We start from the raw sequence: 22,506 nt of genomic DNA, 5'->3' as shown, positions 1-22,506 counted from the left end.
AGCCAAAGCTTTAACGCTGCTTTGGTTATAACTAAAAGTACAATTCAAATTACAATCCAATATAGGATTCCAAAAACACCTGTAAATCAGCCGCGCCATCGGGACGGATGCTGAATTTTTCCTTATGATAACGTCCGATGTGAATACGGAGCAGACCAGCCACTCGTAAAATCATCATATCAGACATGAGTGTATCTTCCAAACGGCTCAAATCATGGCGCATATCTTCGAGAGACTTAGGACCTTGAGCTACATAACGCAGAATTCGCAGCCGCTGCGGATCATTGACCGCACGAGTGAGCCGTAGCAGAAGCGTAGGCGGTTCTTCCTCGCTCTCCTCGGGAATATCTACTGGATACTGGATCAGCAGTGTGCGGGTATAAAAACAGTATGAATTAATCGGGCGATTATGGACAACCGGAAATAGGACTACTGTATCCAGGTCTTCCATGTGTGGCACGACTAGTCCAGCTGTCGCATACTCAACCAGTGCTTCCGGTTCCATTTTACTCAGTAGCATGCGCTTTTCCGCAGCGTCTTCTTCTGCCAACACACGTAGTTCGCCTTCCAAGGCCCGAAAATAATCACGATCCCACAATTTGAGGAGTGGTGCGTATACCTTACGAATGCGTAAAGATTCTTCAAAGGTTAAAAAAGGGATATGCGGAACGAGCAGCTCAAACATATCTTTATCCGGACCGTGGTCCAAATAAGAGATATAATCAGATATTTCATCCGATTCCGGTCGAAGTAACGCCCAGGCATAGAGTGCGTCATAATCGCTAAAAGGGCAATCCTGAGCTGTAGCAAGCTCAGTACGAACTTCATGTTGTAGTCGTGCATCCACCTTGTCGATCCATTCATGGCCCAAGTCCATATCTTGGACCCACTTTTTAGTCACATAGGCCATGAAGCTGCCGAGCAATTCATAAATTGGAGAAGTGTCTATTTTAATTTGATAACTCATGGAACCCAATGCCTCCTATTCTGTCTTCTAGCCCAGAGCGGTGAACGTAATTAAGCCCGTCCATAAGCAAAACATGAGCATTTTAATAATTGCTCATTTATTTATTATGGCTTGTTCTGCCAGGGATTGTCCACTATAATATGAAATAGTGCGTTGTGACGTGAATGGGTTCGGATTGAACATACGAGGCTCCTTAACCAAAGGAGTCGGATACATACCAGACAAGCTCTTTCCGTAAAATCGTCATCTCAGATGGCGATTTTTTTCTTCTATTCTTTAATACACTAATTACACCTGAATTTGTATGTGTTTGTCGGTTTTGCAGGACGGTATGGAATACATAGTGATAAGAATTATTATTGATTATGGAATCAAATGCAAATCATTTCTTAACATTAATTTTAATTATTTTATTTGTTCGATCAGGAGGAGCTAGGATGTCGCCGTCGTTACGGGTTCACTATTTTATTTTAATTGCTGTTATTATTGTTGCTGGATTATGCCAAGGTTTATTATTACCTATTCTGTCTATCTCGTTGGAACAAATGGGAGTTTCATCTTCACTAAACGGAATGAATGCGGCTGCCCTGTATATTGGTTCATTCGCAATGACGTTGGTGGCAGAACGGACATTGGGCTTGTTGGGGTTCAAAAAGCTGATGGCCGGAGGGCTTGTGCTAGTGCTCATTACGCTACTGCTGTTCCCGCTAATCCCTGATATTCGGGTATGGTTCGTACTGCGTCTGCTAGTAGGTATTGGTGACAGTGCACTGCACTACTCTGCGCAGCTATGGATATTGTTGGTGACTCCAGCAGAGAAGCGAGGCCGCAACATTTCCTTTTATGGTATGTCATACGGTCTGGGTTTTGCATTAGGACCATTGGGATTATGGCTACTCGATTATGGAATGCTGGTTCCATTCGCTGCGTTGGACTTATTGTGCTTGCTTGTTTTGCTGTTGGTGTTAATTAAGCTGCCGGACTCCAGACCGGAGAAGCTGGAGTCCGAGGCACGTCCCACTCAAAGATTTCGTCGCAGTTACAGCTGGGCATGGTACGCTCTTTTGCCAGCATTTCTATACGGCTATATGGAAGCGAGCCTGAACAGTAACTTTCCAGTCTATGGCCTACGTATTGGCTTTCATACCGATGAAATCGCCGCCTTGCTGCCGTTCGTCAGTTTGGGAGGGTTAGTGCTGCAGCTACCGCTAGGGATATTGAGTGACTGTTGGGGACGTAAAAAGGTGCTAATGAGCGTAGGTATAGCAGGGGGAATGACCTTTATGTTGCTACCATGGAGCGGTAATCATTTTATGTTCACTTTGATATTGCTGACCCTAGCAGGTGGTTTAGTAGGCTCCTTTTTCTCCCTCGGTTTGGCCTATGCCGCTGATCTGCTGCCCAAATCATTTTTAGCAGCCGCTAATGTACTGGCATCCTTTCACTTTAATCTGGGAAGTGTGATCGGACCTAATATTAGCGGAGGATTGCTGGACTATGGAACTCAAGGCAGCATGTTTTTTGTCCTTGGAGGTAGTTACGTTGTTTTCGGATTGTTAGGTCTGTTTTCCAGAAAAAGAGTACCGGCGGTTTAAAACTGCGGTTTGCATGGTATTTGTTTCACATTTACTATAAAATATAAACAGTATTGATGGCGCGCAAAGGGGAATCACTTAGATGATTAAAATTCGGAAGCTGACCAAGCAAGTGGGGCCTGAACGGACCCAGCTACTTCGAGGAATTGATGCTGAAATTCATCAGGGCGAATTCATTGCCATAGTGGGGCCAAGTGGAAGCGGCAAAACGACGCTGCTTCGCTGTCTTGCTTTACTAGAGCCATGGGATGAAGGCAGTTTAATTGTAGGTGGCAATGATGTGCTGAAATCCGGGTGGACGGGCAAGATGAAAATAAAGCGGGAATGGGCATACCTGGAGCAAAACCCGCATCTAAATATGAATCGAACCGCTCTTAAAAATGTGCTCATTGGCAGATCCGGTCAAACTCCAATGTGGAGAATGGTGACCGGTATGGTGCGTTCCGACGATTACATGGGAGCGATGGACGTACTGGAGGATCTGGGTCTGCTGGATAAGGCGCATGATAAATGCGACAAGCTCAGCGGTGGCGAGCGGCAGCGGGTAGCGACTGCGCGTGCTCTCGTGCACGGAGCTAAAGTTATTTTAGCTGATGAGCCTGTAAATGGACTTGATCCAGCTTCGGCAGCGCATGTACTGGAGACCTTTCGCAAGCTGTGTTCTGACGAGCGGGTGACGATCATGACTGTATTGCCGCTGGAAATGGCTGAACGCTTTGCTTCCCGTATATGGGGGTTGAATGATGGTGAATTGGTGTTTGACATTCAGGGAAGACGATTGACACAAGCAGAAAAGAACAAATTGTGAAGGGGACGGCAAGAGAAGTGAATATAATGCTGTTGAGAATGGTGGCTGGCTGCTGTTCCTTGCTGCTCCTTGCTGGATTTTTAAGCGGCTGTAATGTTATTAGCGATCCCATTTCGCTGATGGAGACACCGACGATGTCTGACGAGAAACAGCAGTTGAATGGTGCAGTGAATACGCAACTAGGGGCGGTACAGCCTTTAAGGCCGAATGACCCAGATGACCCGACGCCAATTCGGACGGGTGATCTGAACAATGATGGCACAGACGAAGCAGTGCTCTTTTATGAAACGCCAGATGAGAGCGTAAAAATACATGGTGCCTTGTTTGAAGATCAGGGCGGAACGTGGGTAAAGAAGCTAACGTTTGATGGGGAAGGCACTGTGCTGGAGTCATTTAAGCTCGTGGATTTAACGAATGATGGAACACTCGATATTGTAGCGGGTTTTTCCAGTGGAGATAGTGGCGATGGCGGGGATCAGAAGGGACTCATCGTGTATTCCTATACCGGAGGAACTCTGGAGAAAATATATGCTACAGGTTATACGGACTTCGTCGTAGATGATTTTAACCATAACAAGATGGACTTGAACGGGGATAATTTGAATGATTTGACGATTATCACGCTGCGACGTAATGAATTCTTTACAGTTAAAACATTTCAATTCAGTGGGGGAACCTTTAAGGAAATCGGATCGTTGGATTTGGACAGTCAGGTCTTAGGTGTCTATAATGTCGTTGCTGGCAAGGTAGCCGAGGGTAGGCAGGGGATTGTTATAGACACCAAAATTGCCCAGACCACTACCGTCTCCAATGTCATTGTGATGGATCACGGCAAGCTCAGGAAGCTTAATCTTATGGATGTCACCTTCAAGGATGCGACCATCGCCAGTGGTGATGTGGATGGTGACGGTATTCTGGAATTTGGTAATTTGGAGAAGCCAAAAGGTTGGAGTAATAAGCCGCTGGATGAGGTTCCATATTTTGTGTCGTTCTATCAGTGGGACGGAGCGAAAGGGACGATTTTTAAGCAGCAGCAGTATCGTGATTCTAATGAACAGGTCTACTTCAGATTACCGAAAGAGCTGCATGGCAAGGTGACGATTGATCCGAAAGTTTCGAAGAAGGACAGCTATTTGCGCTTCATTTTGGATGATACAGACAAAACGATTGCGGAAATTAAATTTTTCTCGTTGTCACAATGGGAGCGAAACAACGAAGGGTATAGCCAACTGTGGCGAACGAATGCGCAGGTCATTGGCATTAAGCGATCCAGTGAGCTGGAACCGCGTAAAACCATAAAAAACAAGATGGGGGAAAGGCAGGTAGAGTAGAGTGAGTAAAGTTTTAATCATGGAAGACGAGGAATCCATTCGCAGTTTTATTGTCATTAACTTGAAACGTAACGGTTTTGAGGTGCTGGAGGCGTCGGAAGGGCATGAGGCTCTGAATATTTTGAACACGGTGCGGGATATTGATATTGCACTGCTTGACGTAATGGTACCCGGTATGGATGGTTTTGAAGTCTGTCGGAGAATCCGGGAAACGAATGAGCGCATCGGCATTATTTTTCTCACAGCGAAGGTACAGGAGCAGGATAAGGTGTATGCCTTGTCTGTAGGGGCCGATGACCATGTGAGTAAACCTTTTAGCCCGACGGAGCTGATTGCACGTATTCAATCGTTATTGCGTCGGGTGAATGTACATCGTGAAACAGCAGCCAAAGTGTCCTTCCAGTCTGGACCGTTTACGCTAGATTTGATTGCTAAGCAATTTAAGAAGAACGGGCAGCTGATCGAGCTGACACCGACTGAGTTTTCTCTGATTCAATTTTTTCTGGAAAAAGAAAACACGCCGCTCAGCCGAGATGTTCTACTTGATCACGTATGGGGCAAGGAATATATGGGCGATCCGAAAATTGTAGATGTGAATATCCGACGTCTGCGGCAGAAAATTGAAAACAATCCATCTGAGCCAGCTTTTTTACAAACAGTGTGGGGACATGGATATAAATGGAAAGGTCAGTCTCAATGATCAAAAAGGGGATTCGCCGACAGATTGTGCTTCACTATTTTTTCGTAGTGTTCTTGGCGCTTCTGTTAGTAGAAGTCATTTTTATGTTTGCACTCCGGTCGTACTATTACGATTCCATTTACAAACATATCGAAAGCCGTATCGAATCGGTAAGTGAATTTGCACCCAAATTCAAAGAGCCGGAACAGTCTTTGCAATCGTATTTGTTAAATACATTTTCTCTGCCCTTCACTGAACTGCAGTTGCTTGATGAACAGGGAAATGTAATTGATAACTCGACGAATTTTGCAGCAGATCTAAGTGTGCAAACAAGTGATGTGACACAAGCATTAGCTGGAGATACGGGCAAATGGATCGGAAAGCAACCGAGTACGGGGCAGCAAGTGATGGCGGTATCTCAAAAACTGGACAATATCGTCGGAGACCAGGTGTATGTTATTCGGTATACGACTTCGCTGGAATTGGTAAATGATAAGCTGTTTACGATTACGCTGTTTTCTCTTGGCATCATGGCAGCTGTACTGGTTATTGTATTTGTGGTCAGTACAGGGCTCGCGAATTCCATTGTTAGACCAATTAATAATATACGCGATGTATCTGCTCAGATGGCTCAGGGGAGGTTTGATGCACGCATTGAAGGCGATTATCGCTATGAGTTGGGTGAACTGGCTTCGACTCTGAACTATATGGCACAGGAAATTGTCAGAACAAATCAAATCAAGGATGATTTTATATCATCCATATCTCATGAATTGCGTACTCCGCTTACATCTATTAAGGGTTGGAGTGAAACGTTAAATTCTGGCGGTTATGACCCGGAAGAGACGAAAATCGGGATGAAGATTATTTCTAAAGAGACGGATCGACTGATTGGCTTGGTGGAGGAAATCCTCGATTTTTCCAAGCTGGAGCAGAATGCCATGAAGCTTGTGATGGGAACGGTGGATCTACGGGAGCTTTTGCAGGAAATTATGCTGAACGTATGGGCCAAAGCAGAAATGAAGCAGATAAAACTTCAGCTGGATTCGGAGGAAACGGCATATCTCGTCCATGGAGACGGTAACCGTCTAAAACAGGTGTTTTTGAACATTGTGGACAATGCTATCAAGTTTTCGCATGAAAGCTCAATTATTTTCCTGTCTCTACAACGGATTGATGGCAATATCGAGATATCCGTACAAGATACAGGGATTGGAATTAGTGCTGAAAATCTTGCCAGAGTTAGAGACCGCTTTTTCCAGGTAGACCACCAAAACGGTGGTACTGGACTGGGATTGGCAATCTCGCAACAGTTTATCGAGCGTCATCATGGTCAGATGCTCATTAGAAGTGAACTGGGGGCTGGAACTACCATTACGGTTTCATTACCTGCTCTGCAAGCAGAGCAGTCCGTGGAACCATCACAACTTACTGAAGGGCTGATTTAAAAGGCCCATTGTATAGATTTAACTAGAAAAACAGCCAGTCCTCTCAAATCGGGAGGGCTGGCTGTTTTTAATTTGGGGGTAACGTTATGAAGTAAAACCTTCGGCACGCAAGCGTGTATTGCGCTCGTAAGCTTCTTTCAGCATACGCGTAGTTTGCGGTCGTACCGCCATTTTACCAAATACCACTTCATTGGGTCCGATAACCATAATTTCGCCCGGATTACCTTTAATGACAGCACCATCGCGAATCACAGCACCTTCACCGATAATCGCATGTTCAATATGGACGTTACGTCCAATGCGTGTGTCAGGCATAACGATACTTTCTTTAATGGCTGAACCTTTACCTACCTCGACACCACTAAATACAACGGAGCGTTCTATTCGGCCCTCTACTTGGCAGGAATCATGCAACAAGCTACCCAATGGTTGTGTTTGACGGTTAGGTACCTTTTGTGCGCTCAACCTTGTGCGGCGTTCACGTGTATACATCGGCCAGTCCTTGCGTTGAAGGTCGATAGCACAATCATCCTCTAACAAATCCATGTGTGAATCCCATAGGCTTTTAACGGTACCTACGTCCTTCCAATAGCCCTGGAATTCATAAACGTACAAGGATTCTTGGTCCGCCAACATTTTAGGTATGATATCTTTACCAAAATCATGACTGGATTGAGCATCCTGTGCGTCTTCTAACAGGTAATTTCTTAAGTAATCCCATTTGAAAAGGTAAATCCCCATGGAAGCCAAATTACTTTCCGGTTTCTCCGGCTTCTCTGCAAATTCTGTGACACGCAGATCTTCATCGGCACTCATAACACCAAAACGGTGTGCTTCATCCCAAGGTACCTCCATGACAGAAATGGTAGCCGCAGCTCCTTTTTCCTTATGGTGGTTCAGCATTTCACGATAATTCATATAGTAGATATGATCACCGGATAAAATAAGCACATGCTCCGGATTTTGGCTGTCAATATATTCGATATTCTTATGAATAGCATCTGCCGTTCCTAAGTATTCAGCGTTACCTGTGTTATAAGATGGAAGTAGGGTAATTCCCTTATTATCTGTTTTCGTAAGACCCCATGGTGTTCCATCCCCGATATGTTCGTGCAAGGATTCTGCCTCATATTGCGTCAAGACACCTACAGTATCAATGTCTGAATTTACGCAGTTACTGAGAGGAAAATCGATGATCCGGTAATGACCGCCAAAAGGTACGGCGGGTTTTGCAATCGTTGAAGTAAGGGGAGCAAGACGGCGTCCCTCTCCGCCTGCCAGCAGCATGGCAATGCATTCTTTATTAAACATTTCGTTTCCCTCCCGGTTTAGTTGTCAGTGTAGTACATACATAAACGGTATGGGGTACTCTTGAAACCATAAGGTATATAAGATTCCCCCAAAACTAAGGTTTATTTTTTTCCTAGTCATTTTTCTGTTCAATGTGGCTAGAATGGGGTAATAACTCAGGTCGGCTTTGACCCAAAAGCGACTGCATTACCGATTCATACATTTTTACTTACAAAACATATAAGGGTGGTGACGTGATGACAGACCAAACTCTTCCGCAACAGGCTATTTCATCGGAAGATATTTATTTGTTTCATGAAGGAACGCTTTATCACAGCTACCGATCTTTGGGTTCCCACCTTACTGTGGAGAACGGAGAACAGGGCGTCCGCTTTACGGTCTGGGCTCCTCATGCTCTCCATGTCGGGCTTGCTACAGATCGCAACAACTGGAATGGGGAACAGGATTCCTTATATAGGGTTCCCAAATCCGGTTTTTGGAGTCGTTTTTTTCCGGGGATATCCCAAGGAACTTTTTACAAATACGACATTACGGGTGCAAACGGTGAACGATTTCTGAAAGCAGACCCTTACGCGGTACGTGCTGAAGTGAGGCCAGCAACGGCTTCTGTGGTAGCTTCTATAGATGGTTATGCTTGGAACGATGCGATTTGGCGCCGAAAACGTAGAGCACCTTATGGAAAACCTCTGCACATATATGAGCTTCATCTGGGCACTTGGAAGCAAAAAGAAGATGGTACGTTTTATACATACAGGGAAATAGCTGAGCTTCTTGTGCCTTATGTGACCGATATGGGGTATACACATATTGAGCTGATGCCGCTGAGTGAGCATCCGTATGATCTTTCCTGGGGCTACCAGCTTACCGGATATTTTGCACTCACAAGCCGTTATGGAGAGCCGCATGATTTTATGTATTTGGTGGATCGTTGCCATCAGGCGGGAATCGGAGTGCTGATGGATTGGGTGCCAGCCCATTTTGCAAAAGATACTCATGGATTAAGGCTGTTTGACGGATCGCCCCTGTTCGAATACGCGGATCCGCTGATTGCGGAAAAGCCCGGCTGGGGAACGCTGACGTTTGATTACAGCAAGCCGGAGGTGCGTTCTTTCCTGATATCTAATGCGCTATTCTGGATGGATGTGTACCATATTGACGGCCTGCGCGTAGATGCTGTGACAAGTATGCTACGACTGGATTTTGAAAAGCAGGACGGTCAATATCGTTTTAACTCTAAAGGAGGCATTGAAAATGAGGAGGCTATTGCCTTCCTTCAACAACTGAATGAAACAGTATTCCGCTATTATCCGTATGCTCTGATGATGGCAGAGGAGTCCAGTGCCTGGCCGATGGTGACTTCCCCGGTAAGCGATGGAGGACTCGGTTTTAATTACAAATGGAATATGGGCTGGATGAACGATACGCTTGATTATATCGAAACGGATTTCGATCAGAGGCCGGAGCGCCATAATTTGCTGACATTCCCCATAGCTTATGCGTACAGCGAGAATTTTACACTGCCGTTGTCGCACGATGAGGTTGTTCATGGTAAGAAGTCGCTGCTTGATAAAATGCCAGGTAGCTATGAGCAAAAATTTGCCGGGCTTCGAGCGCTTCTCGGTTACCAAATCACCTCACCGGGCAAAAAACTCTTATTTATGGGAGGGGAATTCGGCCAATTCATCGAATGGAAGGATGAAGAGCAGCTTGACTGGTTTCTGCTGGATTATGACAGTCACCGTTCGCTGCACGCTTATACGAAAGCGCTGAATCATTTGTATATTCAGGAAAAGGCGTTATGGGAACTGGATCATTCGTGGGATGGATATCAGTGGATTGAAGCGGAGGATCGTGGGCAGAGCGTAATTACGTATTTACGTAAAAGTAAAAAGCCGGGAGATACACTGGTCGTGCTAATTAACTTTCAGCCCGTGCCTAGAAAGAACTACCGAATTGGGCTGGAAAAGGCCGGGAGTTATATCGAACTGCTGAACAGCGATCATAAGGACTTTGGGGGAAGTGGCCAGCTAAATACTGGAGTGATACGGACCGCTTCCATTCCTTGCCACGGACAGCTTTACAGCTTGGAGGTGACCATACCACCCCTAAGCATCGTTATACTCAAGAAAGCGCCTCGGAGGTCTAAAAAAGCAGATTAAACACATAAGGAGGAAGCACATATGAACATTTTGTTTGCGGCAGCAGAAGCACATCCATTTATTAAAACAGGCGGGTTGGCTGATGTCATTGGCGCACTGCCGAAGGCACTTCGTCAGGCGGGGTGCGACGTCCGAATCATTTTACCTAAATATGCGGGGATTCCCGATACTTATAAAAAGTCTCTGCGTCCGGTAGCGGTGAAGCAAGTAGCCGTAGGCTGGCGTAATCAATATTGCGGAATAGAGGAACTGACATTAGACGGAATCAAGGTTTATTTTATAGACAATGAGTATTACTTCGGTCGTGACGGTATTTACGGTTATATGGATGATGGCGAACGTTTTTCCTTTTTTAACCGGGCGATTTTAGAAATGCTGCCTGAACTGAACTTTCGACCGGATATTTTGCATTGTCATGATTGGCATACGGCAATGGTTCCGCTGCTTCTGAATGCCGATTATCGACATTTGCCCTTCTACAGCGATATTCGCACGGTGTTTACGATACATAATCTGCTGTATCAAGGGGATTTTCCGTATGGGGTCTTAACTGAGCTGCTCAACCTGGATGGAAGCTATTTCACCCCCGAGGGTGTGGAGTATCATGGCAGACTGAATTTTATGAAAGGTGGGCTTACGTACTCGGATCATGTCACGACCGTGAGTCCAACCTATGCAGAGGAGATTCAAACAGAATTTTACGGATACGGGCTGGAGGGTCTGCTTCGTAAATTGGGAGATCAGGGTCGCTTAACAGGGATTGTGAACGGAATTGACACCAAAAGCTACAATCCTGCCACGGACAATCGTATTTATACGAAGTACCGCACGAGTCTGACAAAGAAAAAGGAAAACAAAATTGGCCTGCAAAAGGAGTTGGGTCTGCCAGTGCGGCCAGACGTACCTATGATTGCCATGGTAACCCGGCTTGTAGATATGAAGGGGCTAGATCTGGTAACGAGAGTGCTTGACGAAATCCTGTATTATGATGATATCCAGTTTGTCGTTCTGGGAACAGGGGATCCGGCTTTTGAGCATTGGTTTCGTGAGGCAGCGGGACGCTATCCACTGAAAATGTCGGCGCAGCTCGCTTTTAGCGAACCTCTGTCACGAAAAATATATGCGGCAAGTGATATGTATCTTATGCCATCAAGATTTGAGCCTTGCGGGATCAGCCAACTGCTGGCGCTTCGTTATGGAAGTATCCCTATTGTGCGAGAAACAGGGGGTCTTAACGATACTGTGCAGGCTTACAATGAGTCCACAGGGGAAGGAAACGGATTTAGTTTCACGAACTACAATGCACATGATATGCTGAACACTATTCGTCGTGCTGTTCATTTTTATCGCCAATCTGAGCATTGGTCGAAGCTTACACAGACGGCTTTTGCAGGAGAATATAGTTGGGATGTTTCAGCTAAAGCGTATATGGATATTTACCATTTGCTAACAAAGACGGACTGAAGAGTAGGAACACTATAGTCATGTTAATGAAAAAGGGAATCCCTTTAGCCAGTGTTTGGCTGAGGAATTCCCTTTTTGCTATGATCAGTCGCCCCCGCCACCACAGCTGCTTCCACATGAAGAGCCGCTGCTACACGAAGAATGACTACCAGAATCGCCTGAATCATGGGGAGAAGAGCCTCCATGATGAGAACTGTCATGGGAGGAATGATGGTGCGAGTGATGTGTATCCCAGTTCGAGCAACCGCTTGCCGAGCTACAGCCGGATGAACTAGCTAATGCGGCATTACCTGTAGCATCAGGGTGCATGTGTACGGCAAATTGTTCAGGTTGATACCATGAATACCACACAACAGCTAATAATAAATAGTCGACCTGTAAATAGTTGACCTTAGGCAATTGCTTCCCCTCAGGATCATCCACCGCTTTATTCACCCGCTCGCGCAGACGTTGTACAATCTTATGAACCGCTTGTTGGGCCTGCTGTGAAATGGCTATATTCTCCTGCGTATTCCAGCGGTCACCTGCTGGCTGCGCCGAAGTTGCGAGTTTGTAATAGCGCGAAAGCTCGTCGTTTGGTAATGGATGATTAAAAAAAGTACCCCACAAACTGGCGCTATAGCGGTTCCAGCCAAAGCATTCCACATACAACCAGTCAAACCAAGCCCGCTCCTCAGGCATCGGCTTAGAGCCGCCAGAATGGGGCGCATGGTGAAGCATACGACCAAAAAAAGCTTCCGAGAATTGCTGATATTCGCGGGTAAACATCAACATTTCGTGCCATAATTCATCCACATCACTACTGAACATAGGCACTCTATTCATAATCGCGCATAGCATAAAATATCGTTTTAGCTCATGCCAGCGCCAATCATATTCTTGCTTCGTCAGCTCTGGGTGGGCTTCCATTACACGACCCCTTACGCTATGAGCATAGGAGGCGGGAATGGATTGCTCCAGTAGCTGCATCATCTCTGTAATCTCTGGATGACGCTCCTGTGTAAGGGACGAAGGAGAAGGGGAACTGAGGAAAAAAGCATTCCGGCGCCGTGTTTTTCTGTTTCCCCGGTTCCTGCGTATTGCACGGAATATAAACCAAAAAATGATGAGGTCCACCACAATAAACAACGTCCAAAAGCTGCTCATACTATCCATGATGGCTGACTACTCCTTTCTGAAAGAACACGGAATTAAGATTTAGCGTTCGTTATTCAGCAGAGCGAATTCTTTTTTTATCTGGGCTAGCAGTTCAGGATTTGTGATTACATCGCAAGCAGTCCATGCCAAAGTTCTCGCAGCCAGCAGCATTCCTTCCATGGCCCGGTCCTGCATCGCCAAATCGCGGAATTCTGGTGTATGCAAGGCATGCTTCTCGTCAATAACTTGAATGTACGGATGGATAGCAGGGCAATGAAGCGATACATTTCCGATATCCATGGAGCCGTGATCTTCGCCTTCCGTTATATCTTCTTGTGAAATGCCAGCCTGCACCAAATTTGCGGTAAACGCATCGGAAAGTACACGGTTCGTGACCATTTCATCATAAGAAGTCTCATAATTGGAGGTCTTCAAACGACACCCGGCCTGTAAAGCAGCTCCTTCAGCAATTTGAATAACACGGCTAGTCAGCGGGTTCAGTTCTTGACGAGTAGCGGCTCTCACATAAAATTGGGCTGAGGCGTAGTCAGGAATAATATTGGCTGCTTGCCCACCCTGGTTAATGATCCCATGGATACGCACTGTACTTTTTACTTGTTGACGGAACGCATTGATGCCATTGAACGTTTGAATCACAGCGTCCAGCGCGTTAATGCCCTCGTGCGGACTGGCAGCCGCGTGGGCGGATTGACCAAAAAATTCGAATTGTACAGCATCAATCGCCAGCGATTTGCCTGATTTTTCGTAACGGTCATAAGGATGCGTCATAAGTGCTATGTCGCAATCATCAAACAACCCGGCAGCGGCCATCGGGACCTTTGCACCGCGTGTTTCTTCGGCAGGTGTGCCATATATCCGTACTTCTCCACCGGTTTCGTCGATGATCGACTTGAGGCCGACGGCAGCACCTGTACTCATCATACATATCAAATGGTGCCCACAGGCGTGTCCTAGACCTTTCAGAGCGTCATATTCTGCCAGAAAAGCGACAACCGGTCCGGGTTTTGCAGATTTGTAAGTTGCAATAAAGGCTGTTTCTATGCCCAATACGGGTGCCTGGACCTCAAAACCGTGAAAAACCAGTTCTTCTTTTAAACGGGCAGCGGCCAGAAATTCCTCGTTTCCAAGTTCAGGATTTGCGCCAATATATAACGAAATGTCCTTAAACCGTGGGGCATGCTGCTCAATTGTCTTTTGAATGGTCTGCTTAAAATCCATGCTGAAAACTCCTTTATATAAACTGTAATGTAGGTACTGCGTTAGGTATGCTGAAATTGTACTATAACATTCATTGCATAATCATGCATATTCATTTATAATGACACAATCTTATTTATTATAAAGAATTTAAGGAGAGAAAAAAAGATTGAAAAAGGCATATCGTTTTACCGCCCTGGTTTTGTCGGCGGTTATCTTGCTGTTGACTGGTCTTCCCATGCTCACTGCATACGGAACGGAAGCAAAGCCACAGAAAAAACTTGTAGTGGGCATGAGTGCCGACTTTCCGCCGTATGAGTTTCATAAAGTCATTAACGGTAAGGATACCATTGTTGGGTTCGATGTGGATATCGCCAAGGAAATCGCCAAAGATTTGGATGCGGAGATGGTCCCTGAGGACATGAGTTTTGACTCTTTGCTGCCTGCTTTGCAAAGTGGTCGTGTAGACTTGGTACTGTCCGGTATGACACCGACGGATGAGCGGAGAAAGAGCATTGATTTTTCAGATGTATATTATCGCTCCAAGCAAGTCATTATGGTACGCCCAGAGGATAAAGACAAATATCCTACGATGGATACTTTGAAAGGCGAGAAGATTGGGGCACAAAAAGGGAGTATTCAGGAAGAAATTGCTCAAAAAGTACCCAATGCCACTGTAACCTCACTGGACAAAATATCTGATCTGGTACTCCAGCTGCGGACCCAGCGTATCAACGCTGTTGTGATCGAAGATACGGTTGCTAAAGGATACACGTTAGATGGTACCGTAACACTTGCCAAGGCCGTGCCTGAGGATGCCGGAGCAGAAACAGCTGTAGGTATACGCAAGGGGAACGCAGAATTGCTTGCCTCTGTAAATAAAACGTTGGCTCGCCTGAAAGCGGACGGGTCGATTGAGAAGTTTTCCACAGAAGCGAGCGCGCTCTCTGCAGATCGACAGGTTTCTTCTAATAACATCGTAGATATTTTTTGGAAATACCGCAGTTTTTACGCTACGGGTATCGGCTACACTCTGTTGCTGTCTGCACTCGGAGTACTGTTTGGATTTATCATTGGTCTGATCGTATCCTTGCTGCGGATGAGTGGTATACGCATCATTGAGTGGTTAGGTACCACTTATGTGGAGATCCTACGTGGCACACCTATGCTGGTACAACTTATGATCATTCACTACGGAGTTGCTTTGACGCTGGGTGTCAATTTTACCCCACTCCAGTCTGGTATAATCACATTGTCTCTGAATAGTTCAGCATATCTGGCTGAAATTTTCCGGGCAGGTATCCAGGCAGTAGACCGTGGACAGATGGAGGCTGCCCGTTCGTTGGGTATGGGACGCGGTAAAGCTATGCGTCATGTCATTTTGCCGCAAGCGTTTAAATCTATTTTGCCTGCTATCGGTAATGAGTTTATTACGATCATTAAAGAATCCTCCATTATTTCGACCATTGGGATGGTGGATATTATGTATCAGGCCCAGGTCATTAAGAACATCACCTACGAAGGATTAAGTCCGTTCGTAATCGCAGCCGCTATTTATTTTGTAATGACATTCAGCTTGTCTAAGCTGCTGGGTTTATGGGAAAGGAAGTTGAGAGCCAGTGATCACCGTTAAACAACTGCGTAAATCGTTCGGTAAGAATGAGATTTTAAAAGGCATTGATATAGATATCGCAAAAGGTGAAGTCGTCGTCATCATCGGCCCCAGTGGTTCGGGGAAGAGTACGTTTTTGCGTTGTATGAATCTGTTGGAACAACCTACAGACGGGGAGATTTTATTTGAGGGCGAGCCGATTACAGCTCGTGGCCATAATATTAATGTAACCCGGGAGAAGATGGGGATGGTGTTCCAGCATTTTAATCTGTTCCCGCATAAAACAGTGTTGCAGAACCTGACGCTTGCACCAATGCAGGTTAGAAGACAGTCAGGGAAGGAAGCGGAAAAAATTTCGCTAGAACTCTTGCGTACCGTAGGGCTTGAGGATAAGAAGAATACCTATCCGAACCAGCTATCCGGAGGACAGAAGCAACGTATTGCGATTGCGCGTGCTTTGGCCATGCAGCCGCATGTAATGCTGTTCGATGAGCCGACTTCTGCATTGGACCCTGAAATGGTTGGAGAGGTTCTGGATGTAATGAAGAAGCTCGCCGAAGGCGGCATGACAATGGTAATCGTGACGCATGAAATGGGTTTTGCCCGCGAGGTGGGTGATCGAATTATCTTTATGGATAACGGTCAAATTGTAGAGCAAGGTACACCAGAGCAGGTATTTGGCACTCCAAGCCATGATCGCACCCGTGATTTTCTTGCCAAAGTATTGTAAGGAAGTGCTGATATAATCTATAAAAAAAGCCCTCCGTTTAACGGAGGGCTTTTTTTCTTTTTGTCACCATTTCCCCATACTTTCGTAACAAATATCGATTTCTTGATGACAAAATTGTAATGAGTGTAGTATGATGTTCAAGGTTCCCAACATTTTCATGCGGATAAGGTTACAAAATTGTGATATTATGCAGTAAGCCAAAACTTACCGGGACAGCATGTGGTTATGACAACCGCTGAAGCTGGGCCCAAACTATGGGAAGTGCGGGGGACGTAACAACGGCAGTCATTCCGATACGTCATAAGACGATGTGGAATATGCCTAGGGGTGAATTGCACAAGCATAGGGCTTCTCCTGAGTCCGAATCCGACAGCTAACTTCGCAGGCATAACAGAGGAGGTACATATCTTTGAAACATCTAAAACATATTGGTAAAACGATGAAATTTGCGGTGCTTGCCGCAGCTATTGCAGGGCTGGCACAGACAGCTGGAGTAGCGGATGCTGCTTCGCTTCACACTGCCAAAGAGGGCGATACCTTTTTTTTGCTTGCTCAACGTTATGGAGTATCGGTAGACGAGCTAACGAAGGCGAACCCAAACATTGCTTCCAACAATATATATGCAGGTCTGCAAATTAAGGTGCCTGGCGAAAAAAGTGTGAAGGCAGCTTCGGATTCGAAGCCGCAGCTTCTTACGGAGAAAGCACCAGCGAATGAGGGGCCAACGATTGAAGCGTGGGGCAAAACATTCAACTATAGCAAAATAGTTGACGTTAAGGCTTCAGCGTATTCTGCCGCAGCCGACGAGAATGGTAAATGGGGAGCAGTGGACTACTACGGCAATCCGCTTAAACTAGGTACAATTGCGGTAGACCCGAACGTCATTCCGATGGGCACGAAAGTGCTGGTTACAGGCTATTCCCACCCAGGTTTGCCGGATCATTCTTTTGTAGCTGTCGCTCGCGATCAGGGCAGCGCCATTACAGGAAAGCGGATTGATATCTTTATTCCTGGCAACAAATCATTTGTGAACGACTTTGGATTCCAAAATGTGAAGCTGTACGTTATTGATAAATAGCATTGTACGTATATACGGTTTAATTAAACATAATATATATTATGTAAACTTAATGCCTGTATCCTACCGCATATAACTAGGTCGGACTCTTATCAGGTCTTATCCATAAAAAAGGCTGTCTTGACGAGCAGAAAACTTCTGCTGGTAAGACAGCTTTTTTACGTTGCTTTAGCTGTAGCTCAATCATAAACATATGGTTATTTCCGTTCCGATGTGTGGAGTAGCTGGGGGACTGTCACAAATTTGTAGCCCTTAGCTTTTAGAGAGTGAATTAGACCCGGCAGAGCTTGGACAGTTCCTTGCAAGTTGGAACTTTGACCTCCACCTGCGTGCATTAAAATAATAGAGCCAGGCCCGGTAGCTGGGATCACATTGCGTTGAATTTGTGTTTTACTTAATCCCTTCCAATCGAGAGAGTCTACATTCCAATTGACAATCATATAGCCATGACGACGTGCCCATTGGATTTGAGGCTCCGTGATTTCACCGTAGGGTGGACGAATCAACTTGGGGCGAAAACCTGCGCTGGCTTGTAAAATACGTTCTGTTTTTGTAATCTGGTTGCGAAAGCGTTCTGGTGTGGCCTTCCTAAAATCCGGATGAGTATAGGAATGGTTTCCTATAGCATGGCCTTCACGGATAATACGGCGTATGATCCCCGGATGCTTTTCCGCACGGTGACCGACGATGAAAAAGGTGGCTTTGATGCCATTGGCGTGTAATACGTCCAAAACCTGCGGCGTATACCTAGAATCGGGCACATCATCAAAGGTTAGGGCAATTTGGCGGGTGTGTGGGCCGCACATTTTAAAAATGTCCGCATGTTTTTTTCGCAGCATTGCTAATGTAGGAGTTGCTCGATCTGTGCTCTGATGTACAGAAGAAGCAACAGCTGCTTCCTTGGGATGGGTCGTTCCGGTGTTGGGAGGCGCATCCGCGTGAACGGGTAAACTTGAGAATGCTAGTAACAGTGCCAAGCATGGCAACACTCCCCTGTACGGCATATGTATCCCCCCCTTTCCGTGCAGTGGTACCTAGTGGTGCTCTCGACTATTATGTACCTGTCTTATTAAAAATATGCTGGTAACCAAGTTCGGCTCATAAACGACTGGAAAGAAGCCCACGATGAAACGATTATCAATGAAGATGATGGAGCTAAACGTAAATATTCTCTTAAACATGACCGAAAACAGGAGCATTTTCGCAAGTTTTAGCCTTACAACGAATTCGGTATACTGTGACAGCTGGTGTATAATGGGGATGCAATTCATAATTATACAGACATGGAATTGAAGGAAGGATGGATAAAAGTGACCGACTTGTTTACTCCTTATCAATTAAAGGGGCTTTCTTTAAAAAATCGGATTGTCATGCCCCCGATGTGCCAATACAGCGTGGAGGCCAAGGACGGAAATCCAACGGATTGGCATCATGTCCATTATGTGAGCCGGGCAGTAGGAGGCACTGGACTTATTATTGTGGAAATGACAGCGGTCCATCCAGATGGACGTATTACGGATCGTGATTTGGGTATTTGGAGTGACGAACATATTCCTGCATATCGTAAGATTGTAGAGGAAGTCCACAAGTATGGTGCCAAGATTGGTATTCAACTAGGCCACGCTGGACGCAAGGCTGAAGATGCTGAGCAACCTGTGGGTCCGTCCACGATTCCTTTTAGCGAACGCTTTAAAAAGCCGCACGCCTTAAAGACAGCTGAAGTCAGGGAACTGGTTCAGGCATACAAAGAAGGCGCGCGCCGCGCGGTGGAAGCCGGTTTTGATACGGTTGAGATACATGGCGCTCACGGCTATCTGATTCATCAATTTCATTCGCCTTTAACAAATACCAGAGAAGATGAATATGGGCAGGATTTGTCACTGTTCGGTGTTGAGGTCATACATGCTGTTAAAGAGGTTCTTCCTGCTGATATGCCTGTGCTTATGCGGATATCTGCCAAAGAATACGTCGAGGATGGATATAATGTGGAATACATAACAGGCGTAGGGGAACGATATCGTGATGCAGGTGTGGATATTTTCCATATTTCTTCTGGTGGTGAGGGTCCGATTGGTTCTGGCGGAGGCCCGTCTGCGCGTGCCGGCTATCAGGTGGATTTGGCTCATACCATCCGTGAAAAGCTGAATGTACCTGTGATTGCTGTTGGCTTACTGGATGATTATGAGGACGCCCGCCGGGTTGTTCAGCAGAAAGAAGCTGATCTGGTAGCAATAGGGCGTGCCATGCTGCGTGATCCCTATTGGGCGCTGCATGCATCGCGGGAGCTAAAAGTACAGGCAGACATCCCAGAGCCTTACTTGCGCGGTTTTTAGATATTTTTGAAACCCTCTTTGCAAAGCTTGCGTAAACATGTGTACAGAGCTTAAAATTTAAGCATTCAACTCTAGGAGGAACTTCACATGTCTATTTTCAAACGATTAAGAGATCTTACGATGTCCAACATTAACGCCATTATCGACAAGGCAGAAGATCCAATTAAAATGACGGATCAATACATTCGTGATATGCAAGAGGACCTGGAAGATGCAGAGAAAGCGGTAGCCGCTCAAATTGCTATTGAAAAGAGGTTCAAACAGCAATACGAAGAACAGGCTGCTTTAGTAAAGAAACGTGAAGAACAGGCACATACCGCTGCAAAAGCACAAAATGTAGATCTGGCCCGTCGTGCGCTGGAAGAAAAGAAATCTGCTGAACAAAAAATGAACGAGTTCAAAGCTGGTTACGAACAGAACAAAGCTGCAGCCGATAATCTACGTGGCAAGCTGGATGAAATGCGCAGACAGCTGACAGAAATGAAAAACAAGCGCGAAACACTGGTTGCCCGTTATAATGCAGCTAAAGCGCAAACCGAAATTAACAAAGCTATGAACGGTTTTAGCTCTGATACGGCAACTGCCGGATTGAAGCGTATGGAAGAAAAAATGCTGCAAGCAGAAGCACGTGCCGAAGCGAGCAACGAAATGTCCTCTAAGGAAAAATCGTTGGATGAGGAGTTCAAAGAGCTGGATAAGAAAAGCGCCGTGGACGATGAGCTTGCCGCTTTGTTGAAGCAATACGAAAATAAATAAGAACATTTTAGCAATGCCACCAAGTGTGATTGCTCAGGAAGCGAAGGAGAAACGTTTTCTCCTTCGCTTTTCCCTGCCTGGAGGCGTAAAACATTATATGAAGGACAAGAAGATGTGGAGGATGGTATGAAATGCATTTTTTAGAAACGATGAAAGCAATGCTTGTATGGACTGGTGCGGGGGCTATTTTGATTTTCGCATTAATGTATGTCGACTCTTTATTTACGAAGTATAAGGATTTTGCCGAAGTGAAAGCTGGAAATATGGCCGTAACGGTACGAATGATTATGAAGCTGGTTGCACAAGGCTATATTTTGTCAGGGTCTATCGCTACAGCTAATAATTTGCTCGAAGCGCTTGTGTATTCTGTGATCGCCTTTGTCATCCTGCTTGTTTTGGAAGTTATTGTACGTCTGCTGTTGCGGTACTGGGCTCAGTTTGAGCTGGATAAAGGTACACAGGAAGGTAAAATTGGTTTCGGTCTGTTTTCAGGAGCGCTGCATCTGGTTGGCGCCTTGATCATTACAGCATGCTTCTAGGCTAAGAAAGGCAGGAATATAACCATGGGTGTGTGGAAACGAATTTCAAATCTATTTGCTAAGCCGGAGCCGCCAAAAGCAGAGAAAAGCATGCTTCACTTAAATCCAGGTGATATCTGTGAAGTGTCGCTTGTTACCTATGAAGTGGTAGGTCGTGTACATAATCGTGCCCGGAATGCCGTTGTTTTGACGCTTCAGGATGGTAATCAAGTCAGTTATCTTCATATTGAGGAACGGGAAACACTGCAATTCGGACTATATCAGGCCATCGACGGCAGACTTGACAACCCCGAGGAAGTGCCGACCATTTTAGAGCTGGATGATACAACGTACCATTTGGAGGAGCAGTATTCTGGGCATGTTACCGTCATGGGCCGTGCTCCTTTCCGACAGGGTGGAGAGCAGCATGTTTGGCAGTACCAGTCTGATGATTACCATCTGTTGCGGGTAGAGTGGCAGGACGGTCGCTTTATGCTTTATGAAGGAGAAGAAGTGATTACCGGAGACGTCAAGGTTATTCGGGCAAGCTAGGAGAGGGTGACACATGAGCAAACGCACCTGGCAGTATGCATTAAAGATCATGGTGGCGCTGAGCTTGTTCGTATCCGTGTTAAGCGGCTGCGGCGCGCCAAATGTAAAAGATACGTATCCGCTGGAATCGGTTAGTGGCAGCGGAAACTCGACCTCGTATGTATACCGGGCAGCTGGCAAGACAGTTCCGGAAGTAGCGGAGGAATTGAAAGAACAGCGTACACCGGAACAAATGTCACCGCAGAGCAATGAGCGGATGTTTCTGGTATATAGCGATGAGTGGTACCATTTGCAGCAAGATCCAACTAAGAAGGAAGATACACTCATTGAAATTGACAGTAAAAAGTATGTCGAACAAAATTACAGTTCAAGTTTTCTAAAAGGATACTTAACCGCAACTGTGCTGGATGCTCTGTTTGATTCGTTGCGTGGTTCAGGCTCCTATCGTGGCTACTCCAGCAGAGATGTATACCGACCTTCTCAGGGCCAATATCGTGCCCCTACGGTGCAGGAGAAAAAAGCGATCCCGCCGATTACGGTGGAGCGTAAAGGCTCGGTTACCCGTAGAGGAAAGAACTCGGATTCCAGTGTTGGATCAAGCGGAAGTCTGTTCGACAGAGGGTCCAGCAGTTCACCGAGCAGAGGCTCGATTTCACGTGACCGTAGCGACAGCGGTGGTTCCAGCATATTTGATTCGCCGCGTAGATCTTATAGTAAGCCCAAAACACGTAGCGGTTCAGGTAAAATCAGCCGACGAAGTCGACGATGACGGGTATCGTCAATTTATTTGAAAACAAAAGATTCGCGGAA

Annotated in this window: 20 protein-coding genes and 1 riboswitch; of the genes, 15 read left to right on the top strand and 5 right to left on the bottom strand. The window is 45.9% G+C overall.

The features are described 5' to 3' along the window. Nucleotides 1-49: 49 nt before the first annotated feature. Nucleotides 50-967 (bottom strand): hypothetical protein, encoded by a 918-nt coding sequence (locus G9G54_RS07015; RefSeq protein ID WP_023988964.1) that lies wholly within the window; start codon nt 965-967, stop codon nt 50-52. 437 nt (nt 968-1,404) lie between these two features. Here G9G54_RS07015 and G9G54_RS07010 point away from each other — a divergent pair, with 437 nt between their 5' ends. The 5 genes from G9G54_RS07010 (at nt 1,405) to G9G54_RS06990 (ending at nt 6,828) form a co-directional block, all read left to right on the top strand. Continuing rightward, the gene (locus tag G9G54_RS07010; RefSeq protein WP_165177000.1) at nt 1,405-2,562 is read left to right on the top strand and encodes an MFS transporter; all 1,158 of its coding nucleotides are present in this window, start codon (nt 1,405-1,407) and stop codon (nt 2,560-2,562) included. Between the two features lie 82 nt (nt 2,563-2,644). Next, entirely contained in the window at nt 2,645-3,370 is a 726-nt protein-coding gene (locus tag G9G54_RS07005) for a phosphonate ABC transporter ATP-binding protein (protein ID WP_165176998.1), read from the top strand. Beyond that, on the top strand, nt 3,367-4,701 hold the full coding sequence (locus tag G9G54_RS07000) for a hypothetical protein (RefSeq protein ID WP_165176996.1): 1,335 nt from the start codon (nt 3,367-3,369) through the stop codon (nt 4,699-4,701). The genes G9G54_RS07005 and G9G54_RS07000 overlap by 4 nt, the downstream gene beginning before the upstream one ends. A 1-nt stretch (nt 4,702) precedes the next feature. After that, nucleotides 4,703-5,401 carry a response regulator transcription factor gene (locus G9G54_RS06995; protein WP_007432526.1) on the top strand — a complete coding sequence of 233 codons (699 nt, stop codon included), beginning with the start codon at nt 4,703-4,705 and terminating at the stop codon, nt 5,399-5,401. Continuing rightward, entirely contained in the window at nt 5,398-6,828 is a 1,431-nt protein-coding gene (locus tag G9G54_RS06990; protein WP_071641091.1) for a sensor histidine kinase, read from the top strand. Before G9G54_RS06995 ends, G9G54_RS06990 begins: the two co-directional genes overlap by 4 nt. 84 nt (nt 6,829-6,912) lie before the next feature. On the opposite strand, the gene G9G54_RS06985 is transcribed toward G9G54_RS06990, so the two are convergent. Further along, nucleotides 6,913-8,139, bottom strand: a complete 1,227-nt coding sequence (locus G9G54_RS06985; protein ID WP_165176995.1) for a glucose-1-phosphate adenylyltransferase — start codon at nt 8,137-8,139, stop codon at nt 6,913-6,915. A gap of 236 nt (nt 8,140-8,375) precedes the next feature. Here G9G54_RS06985 and glgB point away from each other — a divergent pair, with 236 nt between their 5' ends. After that, nucleotides 8,376-10,298 carry a 1,4-alpha-glucan branching protein GlgB gene (gene glgB, locus G9G54_RS06980; RefSeq protein WP_165176993.1) on the top strand — a complete coding sequence of 641 codons (1,923 nt, stop codon included), beginning with the start codon at nt 8,376-8,378 and terminating at the stop codon, nt 10,296-10,298. Nucleotides 10,299-10,319: 21 nt separating this feature from the next. After that, nucleotides 10,320-11,762, top strand: coding sequence for a glycogen synthase GlgA (gene glgA, locus G9G54_RS06975; protein WP_165176991.1), 1,443 nt, complete (start codon nt 10,320-10,322; stop codon nt 11,760-11,762). An 84-nt stretch (nt 11,763-11,846) separates the two neighbouring features. Here the strand turns inward: glgA and G9G54_RS06970 are convergent, their stop codons facing one another. Both G9G54_RS06970 and G9G54_RS06965 read right to left on the bottom strand, forming a co-directional pair. Then, on the bottom strand, nt 11,847-12,917 hold the full coding sequence (locus G9G54_RS06970; protein ID WP_165176990.1) for a hypothetical protein: 1,071 nt from the start codon (nt 12,915-12,917) through the stop codon (nt 11,847-11,849). 42 nt (nt 12,918-12,959) lie between these two features. Continuing rightward, on the bottom strand, nt 12,960-14,138 hold the full coding sequence (locus G9G54_RS06965; protein WP_165176988.1) for a M20 family metallopeptidase: 1,179 nt from the start codon (nt 14,136-14,138) through the stop codon (nt 12,960-12,962). Between the two features lie 148 nt (nt 14,139-14,286). Here G9G54_RS06965 and G9G54_RS06960 point away from each other — a divergent pair, with 148 nt between their 5' ends. The 3 genes from G9G54_RS06960 (at nt 14,287) to G9G54_RS06950 (ending at nt 17,537) form a co-directional block, all read left to right on the top strand. After that, nucleotides 14,287-15,750 (top strand): ABC transporter substrate-binding protein/permease, encoded by a 1,464-nt coding sequence (locus tag G9G54_RS06960; RefSeq protein ID WP_165176986.1) that lies wholly within the window; start codon nt 14,287-14,289, stop codon nt 15,748-15,750. Next, on the top strand, nt 15,737-16,459 hold the full coding sequence (locus G9G54_RS06955) for an amino acid ABC transporter ATP-binding protein (RefSeq protein ID WP_165176985.1): 723 nt from the start codon (nt 15,737-15,739) through the stop codon (nt 16,457-16,459). The genes G9G54_RS06960 and G9G54_RS06955 overlap by 14 nt, the downstream gene beginning before the upstream one ends. A gap of 234 nt (nt 16,460-16,693) precedes the next feature. After that, nucleotides 16,694-16,862, top strand: a riboswitch (cyclic di-AMP (ydaO/yuaA leader). A 6-nt stretch (nt 16,863-16,868) separates the two neighbouring features. Beyond that, entirely contained in the window at nt 16,869-17,537 is a 669-nt protein-coding gene (locus tag G9G54_RS06950) for a 3D domain-containing protein (protein ID WP_165176983.1), read from the top strand. A 197-nt stretch (nt 17,538-17,734) separates the two neighbouring features. Here the strand turns inward: G9G54_RS06950 and G9G54_RS06945 are convergent, their stop codons facing one another. Further along, nucleotides 17,735-18,541, bottom strand: a complete 807-nt coding sequence (locus tag G9G54_RS06945) for a polysaccharide deacetylase family protein (RefSeq protein ID WP_165176981.1) — start codon at nt 18,539-18,541, stop codon at nt 17,735-17,737. Nucleotides 18,542-18,847: 306 nt separating this feature from the next. Here G9G54_RS06945 and G9G54_RS06940 point away from each other — a divergent pair, with 306 nt between their 5' ends. From G9G54_RS06940 to G9G54_RS06920, 5 genes are all read left to right on the top strand, one after another. Then, nucleotides 18,848-19,870, top strand: a complete 1,023-nt coding sequence (locus G9G54_RS06940; protein WP_081330763.1) for an NADH:flavin oxidoreductase/NADH oxidase — start codon at nt 18,848-18,850, stop codon at nt 19,868-19,870. 87 nt (nt 19,871-19,957) lie between these two features. Further along, the gene (locus tag G9G54_RS06935) at nt 19,958-20,626 is read left to right on the top strand and encodes a PspA/IM30 family protein (RefSeq protein ID WP_013310486.1); all 669 of its coding nucleotides are present in this window, start codon (nt 19,958-19,960) and stop codon (nt 20,624-20,626) included. A 131-nt stretch (nt 20,627-20,757) separates the two neighbouring features. Beyond that, nucleotides 20,758-21,165 (top strand): DUF350 domain-containing protein, encoded by a 408-nt coding sequence (locus tag G9G54_RS06930; RefSeq protein ID WP_165176980.1) that lies wholly within the window; start codon nt 20,758-20,760, stop codon nt 21,163-21,165. A 24-nt stretch (nt 21,166-21,189) separates the two neighbouring features. Continuing rightward, nucleotides 21,190-21,696 carry a DUF4178 domain-containing protein gene (locus tag G9G54_RS06925; protein ID WP_007432513.1) on the top strand — a complete coding sequence of 169 codons (507 nt, stop codon included), beginning with the start codon at nt 21,190-21,192 and terminating at the stop codon, nt 21,694-21,696. Nucleotides 21,697-21,709: 13 nt separating this feature from the next. After that, nucleotides 21,710-22,465 carry a DUF4247 domain-containing protein gene (locus G9G54_RS06920; RefSeq protein WP_165176978.1) on the top strand — a complete coding sequence of 252 codons (756 nt, stop codon included), beginning with the start codon at nt 21,710-21,712 and terminating at the stop codon, nt 22,463-22,465. Nucleotides 22,466-22,506: the final 41 nt, after the last annotated feature.

Source organism: Paenibacillus sp. EKM212P (assembly GCF_011066115.1).
Classification (GTDB): Bacteria; Bacillota; Bacilli; order Paenibacillales; family Paenibacillaceae; genus Paenibacillus; species Paenibacillus polymyxa_B.
This window is presented reverse-complemented; position numbering and strand designations above follow the sequence as displayed.

What these genes read in the sequence shown, in the direction of transcription:
- G9G54_RS07015 (WP_023988964.1), bottom strand. Translation starts at nt 967, where the DNA reads ATGAGTTATCAAATTAAAATAGACACTTCTCCAATTTATGAATTGCTC.
- G9G54_RS07010 (WP_165177000.1), top strand. Translation starts at nt 1,405, where the DNA reads ATGTCGCCGTCGTTACGGGTTCACTATTTTATTTTAATTGCTGTTATT.
- G9G54_RS07005 (WP_165176998.1), top strand. Translation starts at nt 2,645, where the DNA reads ATGATTAAAATTCGGAAGCTGACCAAGCAAGTGGGGCCTGAACGGACC.
- G9G54_RS06990 (WP_071641091.1), top strand. Translation starts at nt 5,398, where the DNA reads ATGATCAAAAAGGGGATTCGCCGACAGATTGTGCTTCACTATTTTTTC.
- G9G54_RS06985 (WP_165176995.1), bottom strand. Translation starts at nt 8,139, where the DNA reads ATGTTTAATAAAGAATGCATTGCCATGCTGCTGGCAGGCGGAGAGGGA.
- glgB (WP_165176993.1), top strand. Translation starts at nt 8,376, where the DNA reads ATGACAGACCAAACTCTTCCGCAACAGGCTATTTCATCGGAAGATATT.
- glgA (WP_165176991.1), top strand. Translation starts at nt 10,320, where the DNA reads ATGAACATTTTGTTTGCGGCAGCAGAAGCACATCCATTTATTAAAACA.
- G9G54_RS06970 (WP_165176990.1), bottom strand. Translation starts at nt 12,917, where the DNA reads ATGGATAGTATGAGCAGCTTTTGGACGTTGTTTATTGTGGTGGACCTC.
- G9G54_RS06965 (WP_165176988.1), bottom strand. Translation starts at nt 14,138, where the DNA reads ATGGATTTTAAGCAGACCATTCAAAAGACAATTGAGCAGCATGCCCCA.
- G9G54_RS06945 (WP_165176981.1), bottom strand. Translation starts at nt 18,541, where the DNA reads ATGCCGTACAGGGGAGTGTTGCCATGCTTGGCACTGTTACTAGCATTC.
- G9G54_RS06935 (WP_013310486.1), top strand. Translation starts at nt 19,958, where the DNA reads ATGTCTATTTTCAAACGATTAAGAGATCTTACGATGTCCAACATTAAC.
- G9G54_RS06930 (WP_165176980.1), top strand. Translation starts at nt 20,758, where the DNA reads ATGCATTTTTTAGAAACGATGAAAGCAATGCTTGTATGGACTGGTGCG.
- G9G54_RS06925 (WP_007432513.1), top strand. Translation starts at nt 21,190, where the DNA reads ATGGGTGTGTGGAAACGAATTTCAAATCTATTTGCTAAGCCGGAGCCG.
- G9G54_RS06920 (WP_165176978.1), top strand. Translation starts at nt 21,710, where the DNA reads ATGAGCAAACGCACCTGGCAGTATGCATTAAAGATCATGGTGGCGCTG.